The organism is Kribbella flavida DSM 17836, assembly GCF_000024345.1.
Lineage (GTDB): Bacteria > Actinomycetota > Actinomycetes > Propionibacteriales > Kribbellaceae > Kribbella > Kribbella flavida.
This window is the reverse complement of the sequence record NC_013729.1, coordinates 3,662,490-3,680,713: the sequence shown is the minus strand read 5'-3', so window position 1 is coordinate 3,680,713 and position 18,224 is coordinate 3,662,490. Positions and strand designations below refer to the sequence as shown.

The 18,224-nt window shown below is 70.4% G+C and carries 17 protein-coding genes; 6 read left to right on the top strand and 11 right to left on the bottom strand.

Annotated elements, in window-relative coordinates; all coding sequences use genetic code 11:
• Window positions 1–226: 226 nt before the first annotated feature.
• The gene (locus KFLA_RS17025; protein ID WP_012921040.1) at window positions 227–1,705 is read right to left on the bottom strand and encodes a glutamate-cysteine ligase family protein; all 1,479 of its coding nucleotides are present in this window, start codon (window positions 1,703–1,705) and stop codon (window positions 227–229) included.
• Window positions 1,706–1,816: 111 nt separating this feature from the next.
• Window positions 1,817–2,122 (bottom strand): hypothetical protein, encoded by a 306-nt coding sequence (locus KFLA_RS17020; RefSeq protein ID WP_012921039.1) that lies wholly within the window; start codon window positions 2,120–2,122, stop codon window positions 1,817–1,819.
• A gap of 214 nt (window positions 2,123–2,336) precedes the next feature.
• On the opposite strand from KFLA_RS17020, the gene KFLA_RS17015 reads away from it, so the two are divergent.
• Entirely contained in the window at window positions 2,337–3,788 is a 1,452-nt protein-coding gene (locus KFLA_RS17015; RefSeq protein WP_012921038.1) for a DNA polymerase IV, read from the top strand.
• Here KFLA_RS17015 and ddaH read toward each other — a convergent pair.
• Window positions 3,768–4,547 carry a dimethylargininase gene (ddaH, locus tag KFLA_RS17010; protein ID WP_012921037.1) on the bottom strand — a complete coding sequence of 260 codons (780 nt, stop codon included), beginning with the start codon at window positions 4,545–4,547 and terminating at the stop codon, window positions 3,768–3,770. The genes KFLA_RS17015 and ddaH overlap by 21 nt on opposite strands.
• A 144-nt stretch (window positions 4,548–4,691) precedes the next feature.
• Between ddaH and KFLA_RS17005 the strand changes: the two genes are divergently transcribed.
• Window positions 4,692–5,225: a hemerythrin domain-containing protein gene (locus tag KFLA_RS17005; RefSeq protein ID WP_012921036.1), complete on the top strand. Its 534-nt coding sequence runs from the start codon at window positions 4,692–4,694 to the stop codon at window positions 5,223–5,225.
• A 190-nt stretch (window positions 5,226–5,415) separates the two neighbouring features.
• Here KFLA_RS17005 and KFLA_RS17000 read toward each other — a convergent pair whose 3' ends face one another.
• The 5 genes from KFLA_RS17000 to KFLA_RS16980 all read right to left on the bottom strand — a co-directional run bounded on the left by KFLA_RS17000 (window position 5,416) and on the right by KFLA_RS16980 (window position 9,553).
• Window positions 5,416–6,102 (bottom strand): MBL fold metallo-hydrolase, encoded by a 687-nt coding sequence (locus KFLA_RS17000; RefSeq protein ID WP_237706828.1) that lies wholly within the window; start codon window positions 6,100–6,102, stop codon window positions 5,416–5,418.
• Between the two features lie 148 nt (window positions 6,103–6,250).
• Complete coding sequence (locus tag KFLA_RS16995) at window positions 6,251–6,643, bottom strand: YccF domain-containing protein (RefSeq protein ID WP_012921034.1); 393 nt, start codon at window positions 6,641–6,643, stop codon at window positions 6,251–6,253.
• Entirely contained in the window at window positions 6,640–7,503 is an 864-nt protein-coding gene (locus KFLA_RS16990) for an alpha/beta fold hydrolase (protein WP_012921033.1), read from the bottom strand. The genes KFLA_RS16995 and KFLA_RS16990 overlap by 4 nt, the downstream gene beginning before the upstream one ends.
• A 2-nt stretch (window positions 7,504–7,505) precedes the next feature.
• Window positions 7,506–8,666 carry a saccharopine dehydrogenase family protein gene (locus tag KFLA_RS16985; protein WP_012921032.1) on the bottom strand — a complete coding sequence of 387 codons (1,161 nt, stop codon included), beginning with the start codon at window positions 8,664–8,666 and terminating at the stop codon, window positions 7,506–7,508.
• A complete protein-coding gene (locus KFLA_RS16980; protein ID WP_012921031.1) occupies window positions 8,666–9,553 on the bottom strand; it encodes a short-chain dehydrogenase/reductase in 888 nt (295 codons plus the stop codon). Before KFLA_RS16980 ends, KFLA_RS16985 begins: the two co-directional genes overlap by 1 nt.
• A gap of 73 nt (window positions 9,554–9,626) precedes the next feature.
• Here KFLA_RS16980 and KFLA_RS16975 point away from each other — a divergent pair, with 73 nt between their 5' ends.
• The 3 genes from KFLA_RS16975 to KFLA_RS16965 all read left to right on the top strand — a co-directional run bounded on the left by KFLA_RS16975 (window position 9,627) and on the right by KFLA_RS16965 (window position 13,373).
• On the top strand, window positions 9,627–10,238 hold the full coding sequence (locus KFLA_RS16975) for a TetR/AcrR family transcriptional regulator (protein ID WP_012921030.1): 612 nt from the start codon (window positions 9,627–9,629) through the stop codon (window positions 10,236–10,238).
• A gap of 136 nt (window positions 10,239–10,374) precedes the next feature.
• A complete protein-coding gene (xth, locus tag KFLA_RS16970) occupies window positions 10,375–11,178 on the top strand; it encodes an exodeoxyribonuclease III (RefSeq protein ID WP_012921029.1) in 804 nt (267 codons plus the stop codon).
• A 104-nt stretch (window positions 11,179–11,282) separates the two neighbouring features.
• A complete protein-coding gene (locus KFLA_RS16965) occupies window positions 11,283–13,373 on the top strand; it encodes a S9 family peptidase (protein ID WP_012921028.1) in 2,091 nt (696 codons plus the stop codon).
• 69 nt (window positions 13,374–13,442) lie between these two features.
• On the opposite strand, the gene KFLA_RS16960 is transcribed toward KFLA_RS16965, so the two are convergent.
• Window positions 13,443–14,219, bottom strand: coding sequence for an RICIN domain-containing protein (locus KFLA_RS16960; protein ID WP_012921027.1), 777 nt, complete (start codon window positions 14,217–14,219; stop codon window positions 13,443–13,445).
• Between the two features lie 688 nt (window positions 14,220–14,907).
• On the opposite strand from KFLA_RS16960, the gene KFLA_RS16955 reads away from it, so the two are divergent.
• Window positions 14,908–15,867, top strand: coding sequence for a sigma-70 family RNA polymerase sigma factor (locus KFLA_RS16955; protein WP_085956223.1), 960 nt, complete (start codon window positions 14,908–14,910; stop codon window positions 15,865–15,867).
• A gap of 154 nt (window positions 15,868–16,021) precedes the next feature.
• On the opposite strand, the gene KFLA_RS16950 is transcribed toward KFLA_RS16955, so the two are convergent.
• Both KFLA_RS16950 and KFLA_RS16945 read right to left on the bottom strand, forming a co-directional pair.
• Window positions 16,022–16,735 carry an HAD family hydrolase gene (locus KFLA_RS16950; protein ID WP_012921025.1) on the bottom strand — a complete coding sequence of 238 codons (714 nt, stop codon included), beginning with the start codon at window positions 16,733–16,735 and terminating at the stop codon, window positions 16,022–16,024.
• Window positions 16,736–16,796: 61 nt separating this feature from the next.
• A complete protein-coding gene (locus KFLA_RS16945; RefSeq protein WP_148256661.1) occupies window positions 16,797–18,095 on the bottom strand; it encodes a CPBP family intramembrane glutamic endopeptidase in 1,299 nt (432 codons plus the stop codon).
• Between the last annotated feature and the right edge of the window lie 129 nt (window positions 18,096–18,224).

Here is an 18,224-nt window from a genome sequence, read left to right as displayed (position 1 = left end):
GACCGTTAGGCAGTTGTGTCCGCAACGAGACCATGCAGGCGAGGACCGCGGTTCGGTGGGAACCTGCATACCCGCGCCGGCACCGTCTAACCCTCCGGGGCACACCTTGGCAGGGTGGTCCCCCGGCACGCCAGTCCCCTGCCGTTGCCCAGGGCAATCGGCCGGCGCGGGTGTCCTACGTTGTCGGCGCCGGGCGGCCGATGCCGGGCCCGCGGGGCTAACCGGTTCAGTCCACCGGCCACTCGTGCACCGGGGTGTTGGCGTGCATGTGGTCGCGGTACCGGCTCAGCATTCCTCGCAGAGCGTCACGACGGCCGTGCGAGCCCTTGGTGTACAGGCGGTGGAACTCGTCGGCCTGCCAGGACGCGCCGTTGCGGTGGGTGAGGCACCGCTGCTCGATGATGCCGAGCAGCCGGTCCCGGACCGCCGGCGCGACGCCCCAGCCGTCCAGCCCGCGCGATGCCAACGGCAACAGCCGGCGCAGGACCAGCTCGGTCGCCCGGACCGTGCCGACGCCGGGCCAGAACACCTCGGCGTCGATGCCCTGCCGGGCCGCGACGTGGAAGTTCTCCTCCGCCGCGCTGAACGACATCTGCGACCAGATCGGCCGCTCGTCGTCGGCCAGTGCCCGGACCAGGCCGAAGTAGAAGGCGCCGTTGGCCATCGTGTCGACCACCGTCGGGCCGGCCGGCAGCACCCGGTTCTCGACCCGCAGGTGCGGCTTCTCCCGGACAACGTCGTACACCGGGCGGTTCCAGCGGTAGATCGTCCCGTTGTGCAGCCGCAGTTCCGCAAGCTCCGGGGTGTCGCCGCGATCCAGCACGGCGATCGGGTCCTCCTCGGAGGTGACCGGCAGCAGCGCGGGGTAGTACCGCGAGTTCTCCTCGAACAGGTCGAAGATCGAGGTGATCCACCGCTCGCCGAACCAGACCCGGGGCCGCACGCCCTGCGTCTTCAGCTCGTGCGTGCGGGTGTCGGCCGCCTGCTCGAACAGCTCGATCCGGGTCTCCCGCATCAGTTCCTTGCCGAACAGGAACGGCGAGTTCGCCCCGACCGCGAGCTGGACGCCGGAGATCGCCTGGGCCGCGTTCCAGTACCGCGGGAACGCCTCCGGCGTCACCTGCAGGTGGAACTGGGTAGAGGTGCACGCGGCCTCGGGCACGATGCTGTCGGCGGTCACCTGCAGCCGCTCGACGCCGTCGATCGAGATCTGCACGTCCTCGCCGCGGGCCTGGAAGATCTGGTCGTTGAGCAGCGCGTACCGCGGGTTGGTGCTGAGCGCCTCGCGCCGGATGTGATCGGTCATCAGCGTCGGCAGGATGCCGACCACCACCATCGACGACCCGGTCCGCTGCGCCTTCTCCTCGGCCGCGTTCAGGCTGGCCCGGATCGACTGCTCCATGGTCTGCAGGCCGTCGCCGTCGATCTGGCCGGGCGGCACGTTGATCTCGACGTTGAACTGACCGAGCTCGGTCTGAAACGCGTCGTCCTCGATCGCGCTCAGCACCTCGGCGTTCTTGAACGCCGGGTCGCAGTTCTCGTCGACCAGGTTCAGCTCGATCTCGATCCCGGTCATCGGCCGCTCGGCGTCGAACCGCGCCTCCCGCAGCATCCGCGCGAACGCGTCCAGGTTGCGATGGACCTGGTCGCGGAACGCGGTCCGGTCCGCCCGGGTGAACTCGACCCGGTCGACTTCCTCGCCCATCTGAGCCTCCCCTGTCGGGTACTTGCCGTGGTGCGGCGTACTTCCCAGTACCTGGCCTCAGTCTGCCTGAACCCGCCGCTGGATGTGACCTGGATCGCGTTGGGCGGACGGCTAGGCGTCGGGCGAGCCTTCGGACGAGTGCAGCAGGAGGCAGATCAGGGCCGTTCCGCTGGAGGCGAAGGCGGCGCCCCACCCGATGCACTCGCACAGCGAGGTCTCCGGCTCCGCGCGGGCCGAGGAAGACACCGTCGCCGCGAGCTGAAGTGCGCCGACCGCAGCGACCGGGACCAGCGTCGTCGCCGTGGTCAGCGCCGGCCGGGAGAGGACGCTGGTCGCGTGCAGCCCGCTGGTGATCAGGAAACCGGCTCCACCGGCAACGACCACAGCGATGAGAACCGACCAGGTGGAGCCGAGCATCGGTCGAACACCCGATGGGCCGAGACAGCCGGCAGGAGACTGACCAGGGAAAGCGCCGAGGTCCGGTTCACGCCGACCGGTTTACGCCGGGTGCGCTTTCGTGCGCGGTCCGTTGTCCGGATCGTGCCACCGGGAAGCTGCCGGAGCCGGCGCGTCGGAGCCGAGGCGGTCCCCCGCGACCGCGGCTGTCGGTGAGGGCGGGGAGACTGTCGGGGTGCGTGCCGATCCGTCGATCCTGCATGTCGACCTGGACGCGTTCTTCGCGGCCGTCGAGCAGCGGGACAAGCCCTCCCTGCGCGGCAAACCCGTCGTCGTGGGCGGGATCGGCCTGCGCGGCGTCGTGTCGACCGCGTCGTACGAGGCGCGCAAGTACGGCGTACGGTCGGCGATGTCGACGGCCGAGGCCAGGTCGCGCTGCCCGCACGCGGCGTACCTGGGGACGCGTTTCGAGGTCTACCGCGAGACCAGCCAGGCGGTGATGGCGCAGATGCGGGCCTTGTCCCCGCTGGTCGAGCCGTTGTCGCTGGACGAGGCGTTCGTCGACCTCGCCGCGTCCGGCCTGCGCGACCTGACCGTCGAGGACGTCGAGGCGATCGCCGCGGACCTCAAGGCGGCGATCAGGTCGGCGACCGGCGGCCTGACCGCGTCGGTCGGCGCCGGTACGTCGAAGCTGATCGCCAAGATCGCCAGCGACCTGGACAAGCCCGACGGTGTGGTGGTCGTGCCGCCCGGCACCGAGGCGGAGTTCCTGGCCCCGATGCAGGTCACGGTGATTCCTGGCGTCGGGCCGGCGACGGCGCAGCGGCTGAGCATGGCCGGCGTCCGCACGGTGGCGGACCTGCAGCAGCTCGCGGAGGACGAGCTGATCCGGCAGGTCGGCTCGGCGCACGGTACGAGCCTGCACCGGCTCGCGGTCGCCGCCGACGACCGCCCGGTGGTCAGCGACCGGGAAACCAAGTCGGTCAGCGTCGAGGACACCTTCGAGACCGACCTCATCGACCGGTCCTTGCTGTCGGCAATCGGTGACCGGATGGCGCACCGTGTCGCCGAACGCCTGCAGAAGGCGCAGCTCTCCGGCCGGACCGTCACGGTGAAGACCCGGATGCACGACTTCACCACCCACACCCGCTCGTTCACCCTGGCCGGGCCGACCGACGACCCGCGGGTGATCGCCCGGGTCGCCCGCCGCCTGCTCGACGACAGCGACATCTCCGGCGGCATCCGGCTGCTCGGCGTCGGCGTCTCGTCGCTGGCCGACTGGATCCAGGACGACCTGTTCACCGAGTCGGAGGCCGACGAGGCGGCCCTCGAGCTCGTCGACCTGCCCGAACGTCCACGCGAACGCCAGACCGGCTACTACCCCGGCCAGGATGTCGTCCACAGCACGCACGGTCAGGGCTGGGTCTGGGGAACCGGCCGGGGCCTGGTCACCGTGCGCTTCGAGACCGCCGAGACTCCCGCGGGCCCGGTCCGGACGTTCGGCGTCGACGACCCCGAGCTGACCCGTCTGCAGCGGGTGGACCCGGACGAAGCGCCGGACGCATCGGAAGAGGCCGCGGATGCTCCGGCTTCGTCGGCCGCGGATGCTCCGGCCTCGTCGGCGGCGGATGCTCCGGCTTCGTCGGCCGGGGATGCTCCGGCTTCGTCAGTCGCCGAGGGGCACTGAACGCAGGCGCACCGACAAGCAGGTCACGCAGCCCTCGAGCTTCTCGAACTCGCTGATGTCGACGACAACCGGCGTGTAGCCGAGCTCGCGGAACAGCTCGGCCGACCTCGGCGCGGAGGCGGCCATCAGCAGGCGGTTCTCGTCCAGGAGTACGACGTGCGCACCGGCTTCCTCGGGCACGGCGCGGAAGGTGGGAAAGGCCGCCGGGTCGTCGACCAGCGGCCCGTACCCGATGACCGTGCCGTCCGGCAGCGCGGTGACCGCCGACTTCAGGTGCAGCACCTTCTGGACCGGTACGGCGACGACCTCCGCGCCGAGCGGAGCCAGGTGCGCGCGGAGCTGGTCGACGCCCTCCTGGTTGGTGCGGCCGCCGCGTCCGACGTACACTGCGGTGCCGATCTTGAGCACGTCCCCGCCGTCGAGCGTGCCCGGCTCCTCGATGCGCGCGATGCGATATCCCTGTGACCGCACGGCTTCCTCGGCTGCTTCGGCCTCCGGCCGGCGCTGTGTCGCGCCCGCCCGCGCGATCACCGCGAGATCCCCGAACACCACCATCGTGTCCTCGACGAACACCCCGTCCGGGCACTCGTCGATCGCCGGTACCTCCACCGGGGTCCAGCCGGTGGAGGCCAGCGCGTCGACGTACGCCTGCCACTGCCGGGCGGCGAGGTCTGCGTCGACCGGTGTGCGTTCGATGTGCGTCACCAGGCCTTCGGCGAGACGCGGGCTCGGGCGGCGGACGAGTGCGCGGGGTGCCATGAGCGCAGACTAACCGGTTGCGCGCAGCGGCCGGTTGGGCTCGCCGCCCAGGTCGGCGCCTGGGCATGGCGCGGCGGGTGCGGGGTACTGGCGGGAGCAGCCCGGTGCATCTGCTGGGCGTGACTTGCTCTGAAGGGACGACGAATGCCGAAGATCTTGCAGCACACCGGTGGCGACGTGGTGGAGGTCATCCTGGCCGATCACCGCTGGTTCGAGGAGGCGCTTCGCGAGCTGCGGGACGTGCGGAGTGACCGGGCTGCCGTGCTGGCGGATCTGGCGACCGTCCTGGTCGCGCACGCCGAGGCCGAAGAGTCCAAGGTCTATCCATCGCTGAGCAAGAAGCACGCGATCGCCGAGGAAGAGGTCGAGCACTCCGAGCACGAGCACGACGAGGGCAACGAGGCCCTGCTCGCGCTGATGGAGGTCGCCGACACCTCCTCGGAGGAGTTCAGCGAGAAGACCCACGAGCTGTCCGAGGCGCTGTCGCACCACCTCGACGAGGAGGAGCGCGACGTGCTCAACCCGGCGCGCACCGACATCTCCCAGGAGGTTCGGGACCGTCTCGGCGAGGAGTTCTCGGCCGAGCGCGAGCGCCTGATCGAGTCCGGCTGCGGCTCCATCGAGAACGTCCGCAAGCTGGTCGCCGCGGCCAAGGAAAAGGACAAGAAGTCCTCCTGAGCAAGGAAGTGCGGCCTGGTCGACAGCCAGGCGGTGTACGCCGCGACCCGGCGCCGTCCGTCCGGTGCCGGGTCGTTCTGCTGGGCAGCCGCCAAGCAGCAACCGAGGACGAGGCGTCGGGACCGACGGAGTGACGGATCGGCCGACACTTCAGGGCTGGGGCGTCAGAGCGACGCTTCAAGGCTGGGCGTCAGAGCGCGACGACCAGCCCCTCCTCGGCCGCGATCACCTCACCCGCGAACACCTTGCGCGCCTCGGAAACCGAGAGAGCGCGATCCGAGCCCGGCCAGAAGTGGGTCAGCAGCAACCGCTTCGCCCCGGTCGCGCCGGCGGCCGCCTCCGCCGCGGTCATCACGTACCGGGGCTCCGTCGCCGGCGGCTCACCCTGGAGCGTCGCGTCCGCGACGAAGAGATCGCTCCCCGCGGCGAGCCCGGCCAACAGGTCCGAGGGTCCGCTGTCGCCCGTATAGGCGACTGTCACCCCCGGAGCACTGAGTCGTACTCCGAGATTCGTTATGTAGTGCGGCAAGAGAGCGGTCTCCAGCCGGAACGGCCCGATCTCGCCGGCGTCGGCGAGATCGCGCACCGCGAAGACCGTCGCCGGATCCGGCCGCGGCTCGAGCGCGCGCAGTACGTCGAGAACGCCCGGCGGGCAGTAGAGCGGGATCGGCGCCGCATCCCTCGCCTGGTAGTAGCGGACCCGAGCGAGCGCGCTCACGTCCACGCAGTGGTCTGGATGCTGGTGCGTGACGACGACCGCGTCGACCTCGCCGTCAGGACAGTGCTTCAGCAACTGCGGCAGCGCCGCGTACCCGAGATCCAGCACCACCTTGAACCCGTCGTACTCCAGCAGGAACCCGGCGCACGCGCGATCCACCTCAGGCCACGCCCCACACGACCCGAGCACGGTGAGGGACCTGGTCGTAGGCCGAACGCTCATCGCTCTTCGACGCCCGTCGCAACCCGCCTCAGCGGTTGCCGGCGACCGGCGATCCGTCCGTACGAGCGCTGCTGGCGGCCGGCGCTCATCGGGTGCCGAAGGCCTCGTCGGTGGAGACGATCTCCTTGCCGAGCGGCAGCAGCGAGATCGGGATCAACTTGAAGTTGGCCAGGCCGAGCGGAATGCCGATGATGCTGACGCAGAGCGCGATCCCGGTGACCAGGTGGCCGAGCGCGAGCCACCAGCCGGCCAGGAGCACCCAGATCACGTTGCCGAGCACCGAACCAGCGCCGGCGCCGCGGCGGTCGACCATGGTCCGGCCGAACGGCCACAGCGCGAAGCCGGCGATCCGGAACGACGCGATGCCGAACGGGATGGTGACGATCAGGATGCAGCAGATCAGCCCGGCGAGCACGTAGCCGCACGCCAGCCAGAATCCGGCCAGCACGAGCCAGATCAGGTTCAGGAGCGTTCTCATACCTGCCAGCCTGCCACCCGGCGGGTGTGCTCGAGGGTCAGCCGGGCGACGAGTCCGGGATCATTCCGGGGCAACCAGTGGCCGCCCCTGACCACCTGCACGCTGAGGTTCGGGGCCCAGCGCGCGACGTCGGTCTGCAGCGGCGTGGTCACGAACGCGTCGCCGTCCGGCGAGACCGCCAGCACCGGGATGTCGGTACGCCGCGGCCTCGGCCGCAGCAGGCGCGGGAGAAGGTTGGCGCGGTAGAGCTCCAGACCGTTCACGAAATCGGTCAGCGAGCGCTCTCCCGGCGAGGGAGCGCTTCCTCCGGCGCTGCGCTCCAACCGCCCGAACACCCGCAGCGCCCAGCCCTTGCGCCAACCGCGCTCGGGCAGCCAGGGCAGCTGGAAGTAGAAGATGTACCAGGAGTGCACGAGCTGATCGACCAGGTCACGTACCGGCCGGCGGCTGCGGAAGAAGTAGCCCGCGTGGTCCAGCGACGGACCGGAGATCGACACGAACGACTCGATCCGGCCGCGCAACGCCTCGCTGGTGACGAAGTGCCAGGACTGGATGGATCCCCAGTCGTGCGCGAGCAGGTGCACCGGCTGGTCCGGTGACACCGCGTCCAGCACGGCCGTGAAGTCCTCCTCCAGCCGGTCCAACCGGTACGCCGCCCGCCCGCGCGGGTGATCCGAATCCCCCGCGCCGCGGACGTCGTACGTGACGACCCGGAAGTGGTCGGCCAGCCGCTGCGCCACCGGCGCCCAGAGCCGGGCGTTGTCCGGGTAGCCGTGCACGCAGACCAGCACCGGCGCGGCCGGGTCGCCGGTCTCGGAGAGCGCGATCTGCGTTCCGTCGGCCGAGCTCACCCGACGCATCGTCAGTAGTCCTCGGTGCTGATCACCCGGAACGTGATCCCAGCCGCGACCAGGCGGTCGCGCAGCGCCGGGCCCATCGCGGCCGCCGTGGTGACCTGGCCGGCGGTCGTCGGCAGGTTGTCGAGCGCCAGGGAGAGCGCGCACTCGCCCAGCATCTTCGCGGTCTCCTCGTAGCCGGGATCGCCACCCGCGACCTCGGTGATCACCCGCTTGCCGCCGCCAGCGCCGACGAACCGGACCTTGAACCAGGACTTCGCGCGACGCTCAGCGGACGGGCCGTCGCCGGCCTTGATCCGGTTCAGCAACGCGTTCCGGGCCGGCGGGATCTGCGCGGCGACGGCCAGCAGCCCCATTCCGGCGATGCCTCCGGCAACCATCGGCAACCGCTTGACGGCGGCGTTGTGCGAGTAGGTGAAGGCAGGCCCGTACTCGTCGAGCAGCAGCGCGGAGTGCCGGACGACCTGCGGGTCCACCGTCGGCAGCGGGACGGCCCAGAAGCCCTGAGAGCGGTGTATCCGTTCCCTCGACAGCTTGACGGAGCGATGGCCGGGGCGCTGCTCGGCCCGGCGGCGGGCACGGTGCGCGTCGACGTTCTGCTTGCTCCGGGAGAGCGCGGTGATCACGGTCTGGAACGTCCCGCCCGACGGCTTGCCGCCGGCCCGGACCAGGCCCTCGACCTTGATCGGCACCCGCCGCGGAAGCTGCTCGACCGTGTACTGCACGCCCAGGTCGTACGGGATCGAGTCGAACCCGCAGCAGTGGATCAGCCGCGCGCCGGTCTGCACCGCCCGCGCGTGGTACTTGACGTACATCCGGTCGACGAACTCGGACTCGCCGGTCAGATCGAGGTAGTCGGTGCCGGCCTCGGCGCACGCGGCGACCAGCGGCTCGCCGTACCTCAGGTAGGGGCCGACGGTGGTGACGACGATCCGGGCCGACTCGGCAACCGCTCTCAGCGACTCCGGCTCCTCGACGTCGGCGGACAGCAGGTCCACGTCGACTCCGAGGTCCGACCTCACGGACTCCAGCTTGGCCTGGTTCCGGCCGGCCAGCGCCCACTTGAGATCCGTTGGCGCGTGCTTCGCCAGGTACTGCGCGGTCAGCGCCCCGGTGAACCCGGTCGCGCCGAGCAGGACGACGTCGTACCGACGGTCCGAGGTCATCAGCGCGCCGCCTTCGACTTCTCGGTGTCAGCCAGACCGCCTGCTCCGGACGCCCGGGAGGAGACGGCAGCACCGCGGGCTTCGATGTCCGCGAGCGCGGCGCGATCCGCCTTCGGCACCGAGAACCGGCTGCCGAGCTCGACGACATGCGGGATGAGCGCGCGGAAGATCTTCAGCGGACCGATCCAGCCCGGAACGTGAACGACGCGAGAGCGCTTCCTGATGCCCGCAGTGAACTTCTCGACCGCGAGCTCCAGGGGATAGACCCGGCCGGCCAGCCGGAGCCCGGACCGCACGGTGCCGAAGACCGGGTGCTCGTCGACGCCGCGCACCATGTCGGTGTCCACGAAGGTCATGTGGGCGACGCCGACCCGCACGCCGAGGTGCCGCAACTCGGTCCGCAGGCTGTTGCCCATCGCCTCCACGCCCGCCTTGGCGGTGTTGTACGAAGCGAGGCCGGGAATGTGGATGACTGCTGCGAGGGAGGACACCAGCAGCAGGTACCCCTTGCTCGCCAGCAGATGCGGCAGGGTCAGCTGCACGGTTCGCCAGACGCCGTACAGGTTCACGTCGAGAACGCGCTCCCAGACAGCCGGGTCCATGCTCCGGGTGAAGCCGGGCGCGGCGATGCCGGCGTTCGCGACCACCACGTCGATCCGGCCGTACCGCTCGGCGATGCCCTCGACCGCCGTGCGCAAGGAGTCCACGTCGGTGACGTCGGCCTCCCACCAGCTCGCCTCCGGCCCGCAGTCCTCGGCGACGCGCTTCAGCTCGTCGGGCTCCAGGCCGACCAGCGCCGGCTTGTCCCCCTCGCTCGCCAGCCGCCGGGCCACCGCGGCACCGATTCCCCGGGACGCGCCGGTGATGAGTACGACCTTGCCGGCCATCGAAGACCTCCGTCTGTTGAGTCGATGGTCAACAGTAAGTGCTTGTTGAGACGACACTCAATAGACTGCCGGTATGAGCCCCGCCGCGCCCCCTCCCGAGCAGCGCGAAGATCGCGCTCCCCGACTGCGGCCCGAAGCTCGGCGGGCCCAGATCCTCGAGGCGGCCCGCCGGGTGCTGGAAGCGGACCCGCACCGCGACCTGAGCGTCGAGCTGGTCGCGGCCGAGGCCAAGGTCTCCCCCGCCCTGCTGTTCCACTACTTCGGCTCGAAGAAGAACTTCCAGTACGCCGTGATCGAGGCCGCCGCCTCCGAGCTCATGCTCCGGACCGCGCCCGACCTGTCGCTGCCCCCCGACGAGCAACTCGAAGCCGGGATCCGCGCCTTCGTCCGGGCAGTCCTGGAAGCGCCTCAGCTCTACCGGGCAACGCTCGCGATGTCCGCGGCCGGCGATCCCGCCGTCCGCGCGCTGCACTCGGAACTGCGGCAGGTGTTCAGCAGGTGGGTGATCGATGCGCTGGCGCAGCTCGGCGTCGAGCCGACACCGAAGGTCGAGCTGGTCTGCCACGGCTGGCAGGGCTACGTGGAGCAGATCTTGCTCACCTGGATCGGCAACCCGGCGGTCAGCGCCGAGGAACTCGAGGAGCTCTGTGAGAGATCGCTCTCCGCCGTTCTCACCACCCTCTGACCTGAGCCTCGACCTCACCTTCACGGTCCGGCACCGTCACCCTTTGGCGGACGGTGAGGCGGCGCGGGTGGCACCGACGGCGGCCGCGGGCGGGCGAACTGCTCGGCCGGCAGGGTCAGCCGTTAGGGTGGCGCGCGTGCTGAAGGTTGCCACGGTGAACGTGAACGGGGTCCGAGCGGCGTACCGGCGGGGTATGGCGCCGTGGCTGGAGCGGACGGATCCGGAACTGCTGCTGCTCCAGGAGGTTCGCGCCACCGACGAGGTGCTGCGCGACCACCTCGGCGGCGACTGGCAGCTCGTGCACGCCGAGCCGGTGACCGAGGGCAGCAAAGGCCGGGCCGGAGTCGCCGTGGCGAGTCGCCGGCCGATCAAGGCGGAGCGCACCGACATCGGCCCGGAGCGGTTCACCGGCTGCGGCCGGTGGGTCGAGGCCGACGTGGTGCTCGACGACGGGTCGACCCTCACCGCGGTCAGTACCTATGTCTTCACCGGCGAGTTCGAGACTCCACCGCGGCAGGAGGAGAAGTACGCGTTCCTGGACGCGATCACCGTGCGACTGACCGAGTTGCGGGCCGACGGACGGCATGTGCTGATGTGCGGCGACCTGAACATCGCACACCGCGAGGTCGACCTGAAGGCCTGGAAAGCGAACCGGAAGAAGAGCGGTTTCCTGCCCGAGGAACGGGCCTGGCTGGACCGGTTGTTCGAGGCCGGGTGGGTCGACCTGGGCCGCCGGTTCGGCGGCGACGGGCCCGGGCCGTACTCCTGGTGGTCCTGGCGCGGCAAGGCGTTCGACAACGACGCCGGCTGGCGGATCGACTACCAGATCGCCTCCCCCGAGCTGGCCGCCGCGGCGACCGGCTGCACCGTCGACCGTGCTCCCACCTACGCCGAACGCTGGAGCGACCACGCCCCGGTCGTGGCCACCTACGAGATCTGAGCGAGCGCTCTCCCGGGCGCGACCCGCGAGGGCCGCGGAACGCTCGGTGAGCGCTCTCCCGAACCCCGCGGCCGGTCCCCGGAGGTGCCGGGTAGTCTCGCCGCATGTCCGAGTCGAAACCCCCCGTCGCCGCCCGCAAGCCGATCGAACGTACCCACCACGGAGACACCTTCGTGGACGACTACGAGTGGCTGCGGGACAAGACCGACGAGCAGGTGCTGGACCACCTGCGCGCCGAGAACGCCTACACCGAGGCCCGCACCGCCCACCTGGAGTCGTTGCGTGAGGCAATCTTCGGTGAGATCTCCGAGCGCACCCTGCAGACCGACCTGAGCGTGCCCGCCCGGCGCGGCGGCTACTGGTACTACAGCCGCACGGTCGAGGGCAAGCAGTACGCGATCAGCTGCCGGGTCAAGGCCGAGGGCGACCAGCCGCCGGCCACCGACGGCGACATCCCGGGCGAGGAGGTGCTGCTCGACGGCAACGAGGTGGCCGGCGACTCGGAGTTCTTCTCGCTCGGCACCGTCGACGTCTCCCCCGACGGCCGGCTGCTGGCCTACTCGGTCGACCTGAAGGGCGACGAGCGGTTCACCCTGCGGATCAAGGACCTGGCGACCGGTGAGCTGCTGCCGGACGAGCTGCCCGAGGTGCACTACGGTTCCGCTTGGTCCGCCGACGGCTCGACCATCTTCTACACGAAGGTCGACGACGCCTGGCGCCCGTACCAGGTCTGGCGGCACCCGCTCGGCGCGTCCGAGGACGTCCTGGTGAAGGAGGAGGCCGACGAGCGGTTCTGGGTCGGCGTCGACCTGACCCGCAACGAGCAGGCGATCCAGATCAGCCTCGGCAGCAAGCTGACCAGCGAGGTCTGGCTGCTCGACGCCGACGATCCGGCCGGGGAGCCGGTCGTCGTCGCGCCCCGCCGCGAGGGCGTCGAGTACGACGTGGAGCACGCCGGTGACCAGCTGCTGATCGTGCACAACGCCGACGCCGCGAACTTCTCCCTGGCGACTGCGCCGCTGGACTCCCCCGGCGACTGGACCACGCTGATCGAGGGCGACGAGTCGAGCCGGCTGCTCGGCGTCGACGCGTTCGCCGGCCACGTCATTCTCTACCGTCGCCGCAACGCGCTCACCGAGCTGGCGATCATGCGCCGGGAGAACACCGGAAACGCGGAGAGCGCTTCCTTCGGCGCTCCCGAGGTGCTCACCTTCGACGAGCCGATCTACACCGTGTCGCCGGGCCGCAACGACGAGTGGCACGACACCCGCTACCGCTTCGGTTACACCTCCCTGGTCACGCCCGGCTCGACGTACGACGTGGACGTCGCGACCGGTGAACGCCGTCTGCTCAAGCAGCAGCCGGTGCTCGGCGACGTCGACCTCGGCGCCTACACGCAGTACCGGGAGTGGGCGACGGCGGCCGACGGGACCCAGGTCCCGGTCTCGCTGGTCGCCCGCAAGGACGTCGCCAAGGACGGCAACGCGCCGGTCGTTCTCTACGGCTACGGCTCGTACGAGTCGTCGATGGACCCGTGGTTCTCGATCCCGCGGCTGTCGCTGCTGGACCGCGGCGTGGTCTTCGCCATCGCGCACGTCCGGGGCGGCGGAGAGCTCGGCCGGCACTGGTACGACAACGGCAAGACGCTGACCAAGCGCAATACGTTCACCGACTTCGTTGCCGTCGCCGAGCACCTGGTCAAGGACGGCTGGACCCGGCCGGAGCGGATCGTCGCCCAGGGCGGCAGCGCCGGCGGCCTGCTGATGGGCGCGGTCGCCAACCTGGCGCCGCAGGCGTTCGGCGGCATCGTCGCGGAGGTGCCGTTCGTCGACGCGCTGACCACCATTCTCGACCCGTCCCTGCCGCTCACGGTGATCGAGTGGGAGGAGTGGGGCAACCCGCTCGAGGACGCCGAGGTCTACGAGTACATGAAGTCGTACTCGCCGTACGAGAACGTCACCGCGCAGCAGTACCCGCGGATCCTGGCGATCACCAGCCTGAACGACACCCGGGTCTTCTTCGTCGAGCCGGCCAAGTGGGTCGCCAAGCTGCGGGCCACCGCGACCGGTGACGTCGACATCTTGCTGAAGACCGAGATGGAAGCCGGTCACGGCGGCCGCAGCGGCCGGTACGACGCCTGGCGCGAGGTCGCCTTCACCCTCGCCTGGGAGTTGGACACCCTCGGCCTGGCCTGATCCCGCCGGAACGGACGAAAGGCTGGGTGACCGGATCGCGGTCACCCAGCCTGTCCGGCCGACGGTTGGTCAGCCGGCCGCCTTCACCATCTGTTTCGGCAGCTGCTTGAGCTGGTCCGGCACCGGCACCTGACCGCTGACCGCCTTCAGCAGTTCACGGCCCTGGGTGTCGTACTCGTCCGGCATCTCCAGCCCGAGCGCCTCCAGCAGCGCGTTCACCAGCTCGATGATCGCCGACAGCGGCGTGTTGGCCGGGATCGAACCAGGCCGCCACTTCTGGTCCTTCGCGCCGGTGTAGGGCACCGTCGAGGTCGGCCGGGCCTGCTTGGCGACGCCGATCATCGAGCTCAGCGCCTTGCCGCTGGCCTTGTTGATCAGCGCACCAGTCTCCTTGTTGTACTCCCACTTCTGGCCGTCACCGGCGCGGCACGGCAGCACCAGCAGCGGCGCCCGGCCCTCGGGCTTGGCCAGGTCGGCCGCGGTGTCCAGGCAGGCGCCGTTCGGAAGGTCGCCACCGACGCCCTTCGACATCGACACCATCAGCTGGCCCTCAGCGGTGTAGGTCCACTGCTGGATCTTGCCCTTCTTGCCGCTGGTGCACTTCAGCATCACCGCGGTCGGAATGCCGCTCGGCGTGACGGCGAAGGTCAGGCACAGTTTCGACTGGACCCGGTTGACGATCTGGCGCGGCTTGCCGACCGGCAGGTCGACGGCCGGCGCGGTCACCGACTCCTTGGCCGGCGAGCCGGCCGGGGCGGCGTGGGCCGAACCCGCGAGCGCTGTGCCGGCGCCCAGGGTCATGGCCAGGACGGCGACAGTGCTTCGGGTGATGGTGTGAAAGCTCAAAGCAACCTCCGTGGTCGATGCTCGGGCGGCGACACTCACTGTCTGCAGCGGGTCGCAACAGTAAGTAATGACCGCCCCGGCCACCGGCTCAAGTGTCACTTGGTGCCATAGGCAACAAAGTGCCAGCGTTTCGTTATCGACGCACGCTCGGCGGACAACGGTGAGACGAAGTCGCAAGGACCACGACACTTGTCCCGCGACCCGCTCGCGCGCCGCCCGCAACGAACTCTCCCGCGAATCGTGACCGAGCCCGGCGCATGGTCGGCACCGGCACCGTTTCGGATTCGCGGAAGCAAACGCCGGTTCCGCATAAGTTCGCGCCCCGGACGGCCGGTTACCGGCGGAATGCGCCGGGTACTTGTGGCGTTCCGACGTGAGAACGAGTGAAGGTGTGTGTCGTGCAACACATCCCCGCCCCGCCCCAGCAGCGTCTTTCGGTGATTCTCAGGTTTCCGCCCAGGCTCGATCCGCAGCACCGTGCCCCGGAATCCCTGGACAGCTTGCCGATTCCGCGCACCGGGGCGCGGCAACGCGCGCAAAAGGTCGCAGCGGCGCGTTTCCGGCGGCGTTTACCGGGCGTGGATGTGCCGGGAACTCTCAGGGAACGTTCAGGCTGCTTACACACTCATCGTGGAATCTTGAACCTCACTCGAGCGTTGCTCTCCATGTAACGACGAAGGGAGTTTCGGTGGCTCGCATGGCTCGTGTCCGGTCCACGGACGAAGGTATCGACGGCAAGGACAGCGTCGGTCTCTACCTCGAAGAGATCGCACGTACTCCGTTGCTGACGGCGGAAGAAGAGGTCGAGCTCGCTGAGACGGTCGAGGCAGGACTCCTGGCGGAGCAGCTCTTGGCCGAGGGGCGGGTGGGACGCAAGAAGGGCGGAGCGCCCAAGTACGCGACCGAGGAGGAGCTCGAGTGGCTGGCCGCGGAAGGTCAGCGCGCGCAGCAGCGGTTCGTCACGGCCAACCTGCGGCTGGTGGTTTCGATCGCCCGCCGGTACGGACGCTCGCAGATGCCGCTGCTGGACCTGGTCCAGGAGGGCAACACGGGCCTGATCCGCGCGGTGGAGAAGTTCGACTACCGCAAGGGCTTCAAGTTCTCGACGTACGCCACGTGGTGGGTGCGGCAGGCCATCACCCGCGGAATCGCGCAGCAGGCCCGGGTGGTCCGGCTGCCGGTGCACGTGGTGGAGCAGCTGAACCAGATCGGCTCGGCCCGGCGGACGCTGGAGCGCAAGCTCGGGCGTGAGCCGGAGATCGACGAGATCGCGGCGGAGCTGGACCTGGACGAGGAGCGGGTCACCGAACTGATCCGTATCGGCCGGGACCACATCAGCCTGGACAACCCGATCGACGACGAGGGCGAGACCTCGCTGGGTGACCTGATCGCGGCGGAGACGGCGCCGGGTCCGGACCAGCTGGTCGCGGACGCCTCCGACCGGTCCGGACTGTTCAGCCTGGTCGACCAGCTCGACCCGCGGTCGGCGGACGTGATCCGGCGCCGCTACGGGCTGCACGACGGCCGGCAGGCCAAGCTCGCCGACATCGGCGCGGTGCACGGCATCTCCGCCGAGCGGGTCCGGCAGATCGAGCGCGAGGCGCTGGGCCGCCTGCGGCTGCTCGCCGACCCGACGCTCGCAGCCTAGGTCTGAGCCGCCAGGCAGCAGCAAGCCAGCCAAACCCCCACCCAGGACCCCCAGCCGCCCTCCCGGCCGGGGGTCCTGTCGCGTCCGGCCGGCCTTTCGGGGACCCCGGGCGAGCACGGCCCGATCCCAGCACACCGACGCGGCCCCGTCGGACCTACTTCCAGCTCTCCAGTACGGAGGACAGCTCCGCGAGGCGGTGGACGGTGGCGTCCGGGATGCCTTCGGTGTGGCCGATCTGATTCGCCGGGATGGCACTGTGCGGAACGTGCACCGCCCGCATTCCGACGTTCTGCGCACCCCATACGTCGTCGAAGAGCCGGTCACCGACGAAGACGCAGCGCGCCGGCTCAGTGCCGCCGGCCGCCCGCATGGCGGCCAGGAACGCCTCCGGGTGCGGCTTCGTCCACGGAACCTCGCTGGTGTAGACGGCGCCGTCGATCAGGTCGAGCACCCCGTCCCGGGCGAAGATCTGCTCGTGCCGCTGCCGCGACCAGATGGTGTTCGACAGCACGCCGATCCGGTAGCCGCGGTTCCGCAGGTCGGTCAGCAGGTCGATCGCATCCGGGTCGAGCTCGGTGTGCGGGTGCCACAGCCGCTCGTACTCCGCCAACGCGGCCGGTGTCATCACCACGTCGGCCAGCAGGCAGACGTCCTCCAGGGTGCTGCTCACGTGCTCGTCCCGGGACCGGAGCCAGGCCGCCTCCTCGGCAGCGACCAGCTTGGCGGCGAGGTCGTCGGCCCGCGCCTCGTCGATCAGCGTGGCCACCGACCGCCACACGGCGTACAGGTCGATGTCGCGCCAGGTGGCCAGGGTGCCGCCCCAGTCGAACAGGACGGTGTCGATGGGTCCAAGGTTCGGTTTCGTCACGGCCGACAGGCTGCCAGATCCCGCCGACAGACCACCGGTGACTGGCAGCGCCCGACCTTGGTCAGGCGCTCAGCTGAGCCACCCGACGGCGCTTCGCCAGCCAGACGACGCTGACGGCGAAGAACGCCAGGCACGGGATGTCGACCGCCAGGACCGTCCACGGCGCGCCGCCCTGGTCGGCCCAGCCGTCGAGCTGGCCAGTTGCTGCCGGCAACAGGAAGGCGAGCAGGTTGTTCAGCGTGTGGATCGCGATGGCGGCCTCCAGACCGCCGGTCCGCACGGTCAGCCAGCCGACCGTCATCGCGAACAGGAAGATGTCGGCCATCGCCCAGCCGGTGTAGCCGTGCGCGGAGACGAAGAGCACGCTGGTGACGACCAAGGCCGGCCACGGCGTCCGCAGTACGCGTCCGGCGATCCGGGTGAAGCCGTTGCGGCCCTCCCCCTGCGGCGCGTAGGCGCCGACGGTCTGGATGAGCCAGCCGCGGAACACGAACTCCTCCGCACTCGCCTGGAAGGGCACCAGCAGCAGGATCAGCACGGCCGGGCCGACGAACGCCGCGAACCCGACCCAGGACCCCTCGTCGGCCGGGATCGGGTCGGCGGTGGGGAAGATCTGCTCGACCAGCAGACCGAGGACGTAGGAGAGCGCCAGGTACCCGAGGGCGGGGAGGCAGCACAGCAGCAGCCACTTCCAGCGCACCCGGTTCAGCACCGAGGCGATGCTCCACGGTGGGCGGCGCTGGATCACCCAAGCGGTGAATGCGACAGCCGGTGTGAGCACGGCGAGCATGACCAGGGTCAGGGCGAGGTTCTCGGTGTCGTTCGGGAAGATCTGGTCGCCCTGTGGGTCCGGGACGTCGCCGCTGATCACTCCGTGCACGACCGACCAGATGACCAGCACGGCCGCGGTCAGGAAGAAGGCGATCGCCACAAGCACGCCGGTGCCGACCAACGGCCGCCACCAGGTGTGCTTGGGGTTGCGCGCGAGCTGGTGGAACGGCGTACCGGGCGGCGCCGGCAGGTGTCGCGGCTCCGGTGGTCGCATCCCGTACGGCATCGGCCCGTACGGCGCAGGGCCGTACTGGCCGGGTCCGTAGGGCGGTTGCCCCGGCGGCGGTCCGTAGGGGCCCGGCCCGTACGGCGGCCCCTGCGGCGGCTGCCCGTACTGCTGCCCGTACGGCGCCGGCGCGTTCGGTGGCTGGCCGTAGGGCGGCTGCTGACCCGCCCACCCCTGCTGGCCCGCCGGCGGGTGGTTGGCCGCCGGCAGCTGGTGGCCCGCCGGCTGGTAACCAGGCCACGGCGGCGGCTGCTCAGGCGACCAGAATCCCGGCTCACCGGGCAACTGCCGTCCGTCCGGCACGGGCGGAGCCGCGTAGCCCGAATGCGCCACGCCCTCTGTCGGTCGCTGAGGCACACCATCGCCCGGAGCCGTACCGGCGCCCCCAGCCTGATGGGCGGTCTCGGCGTCGCCGGGTTGCCCAGCGATCCG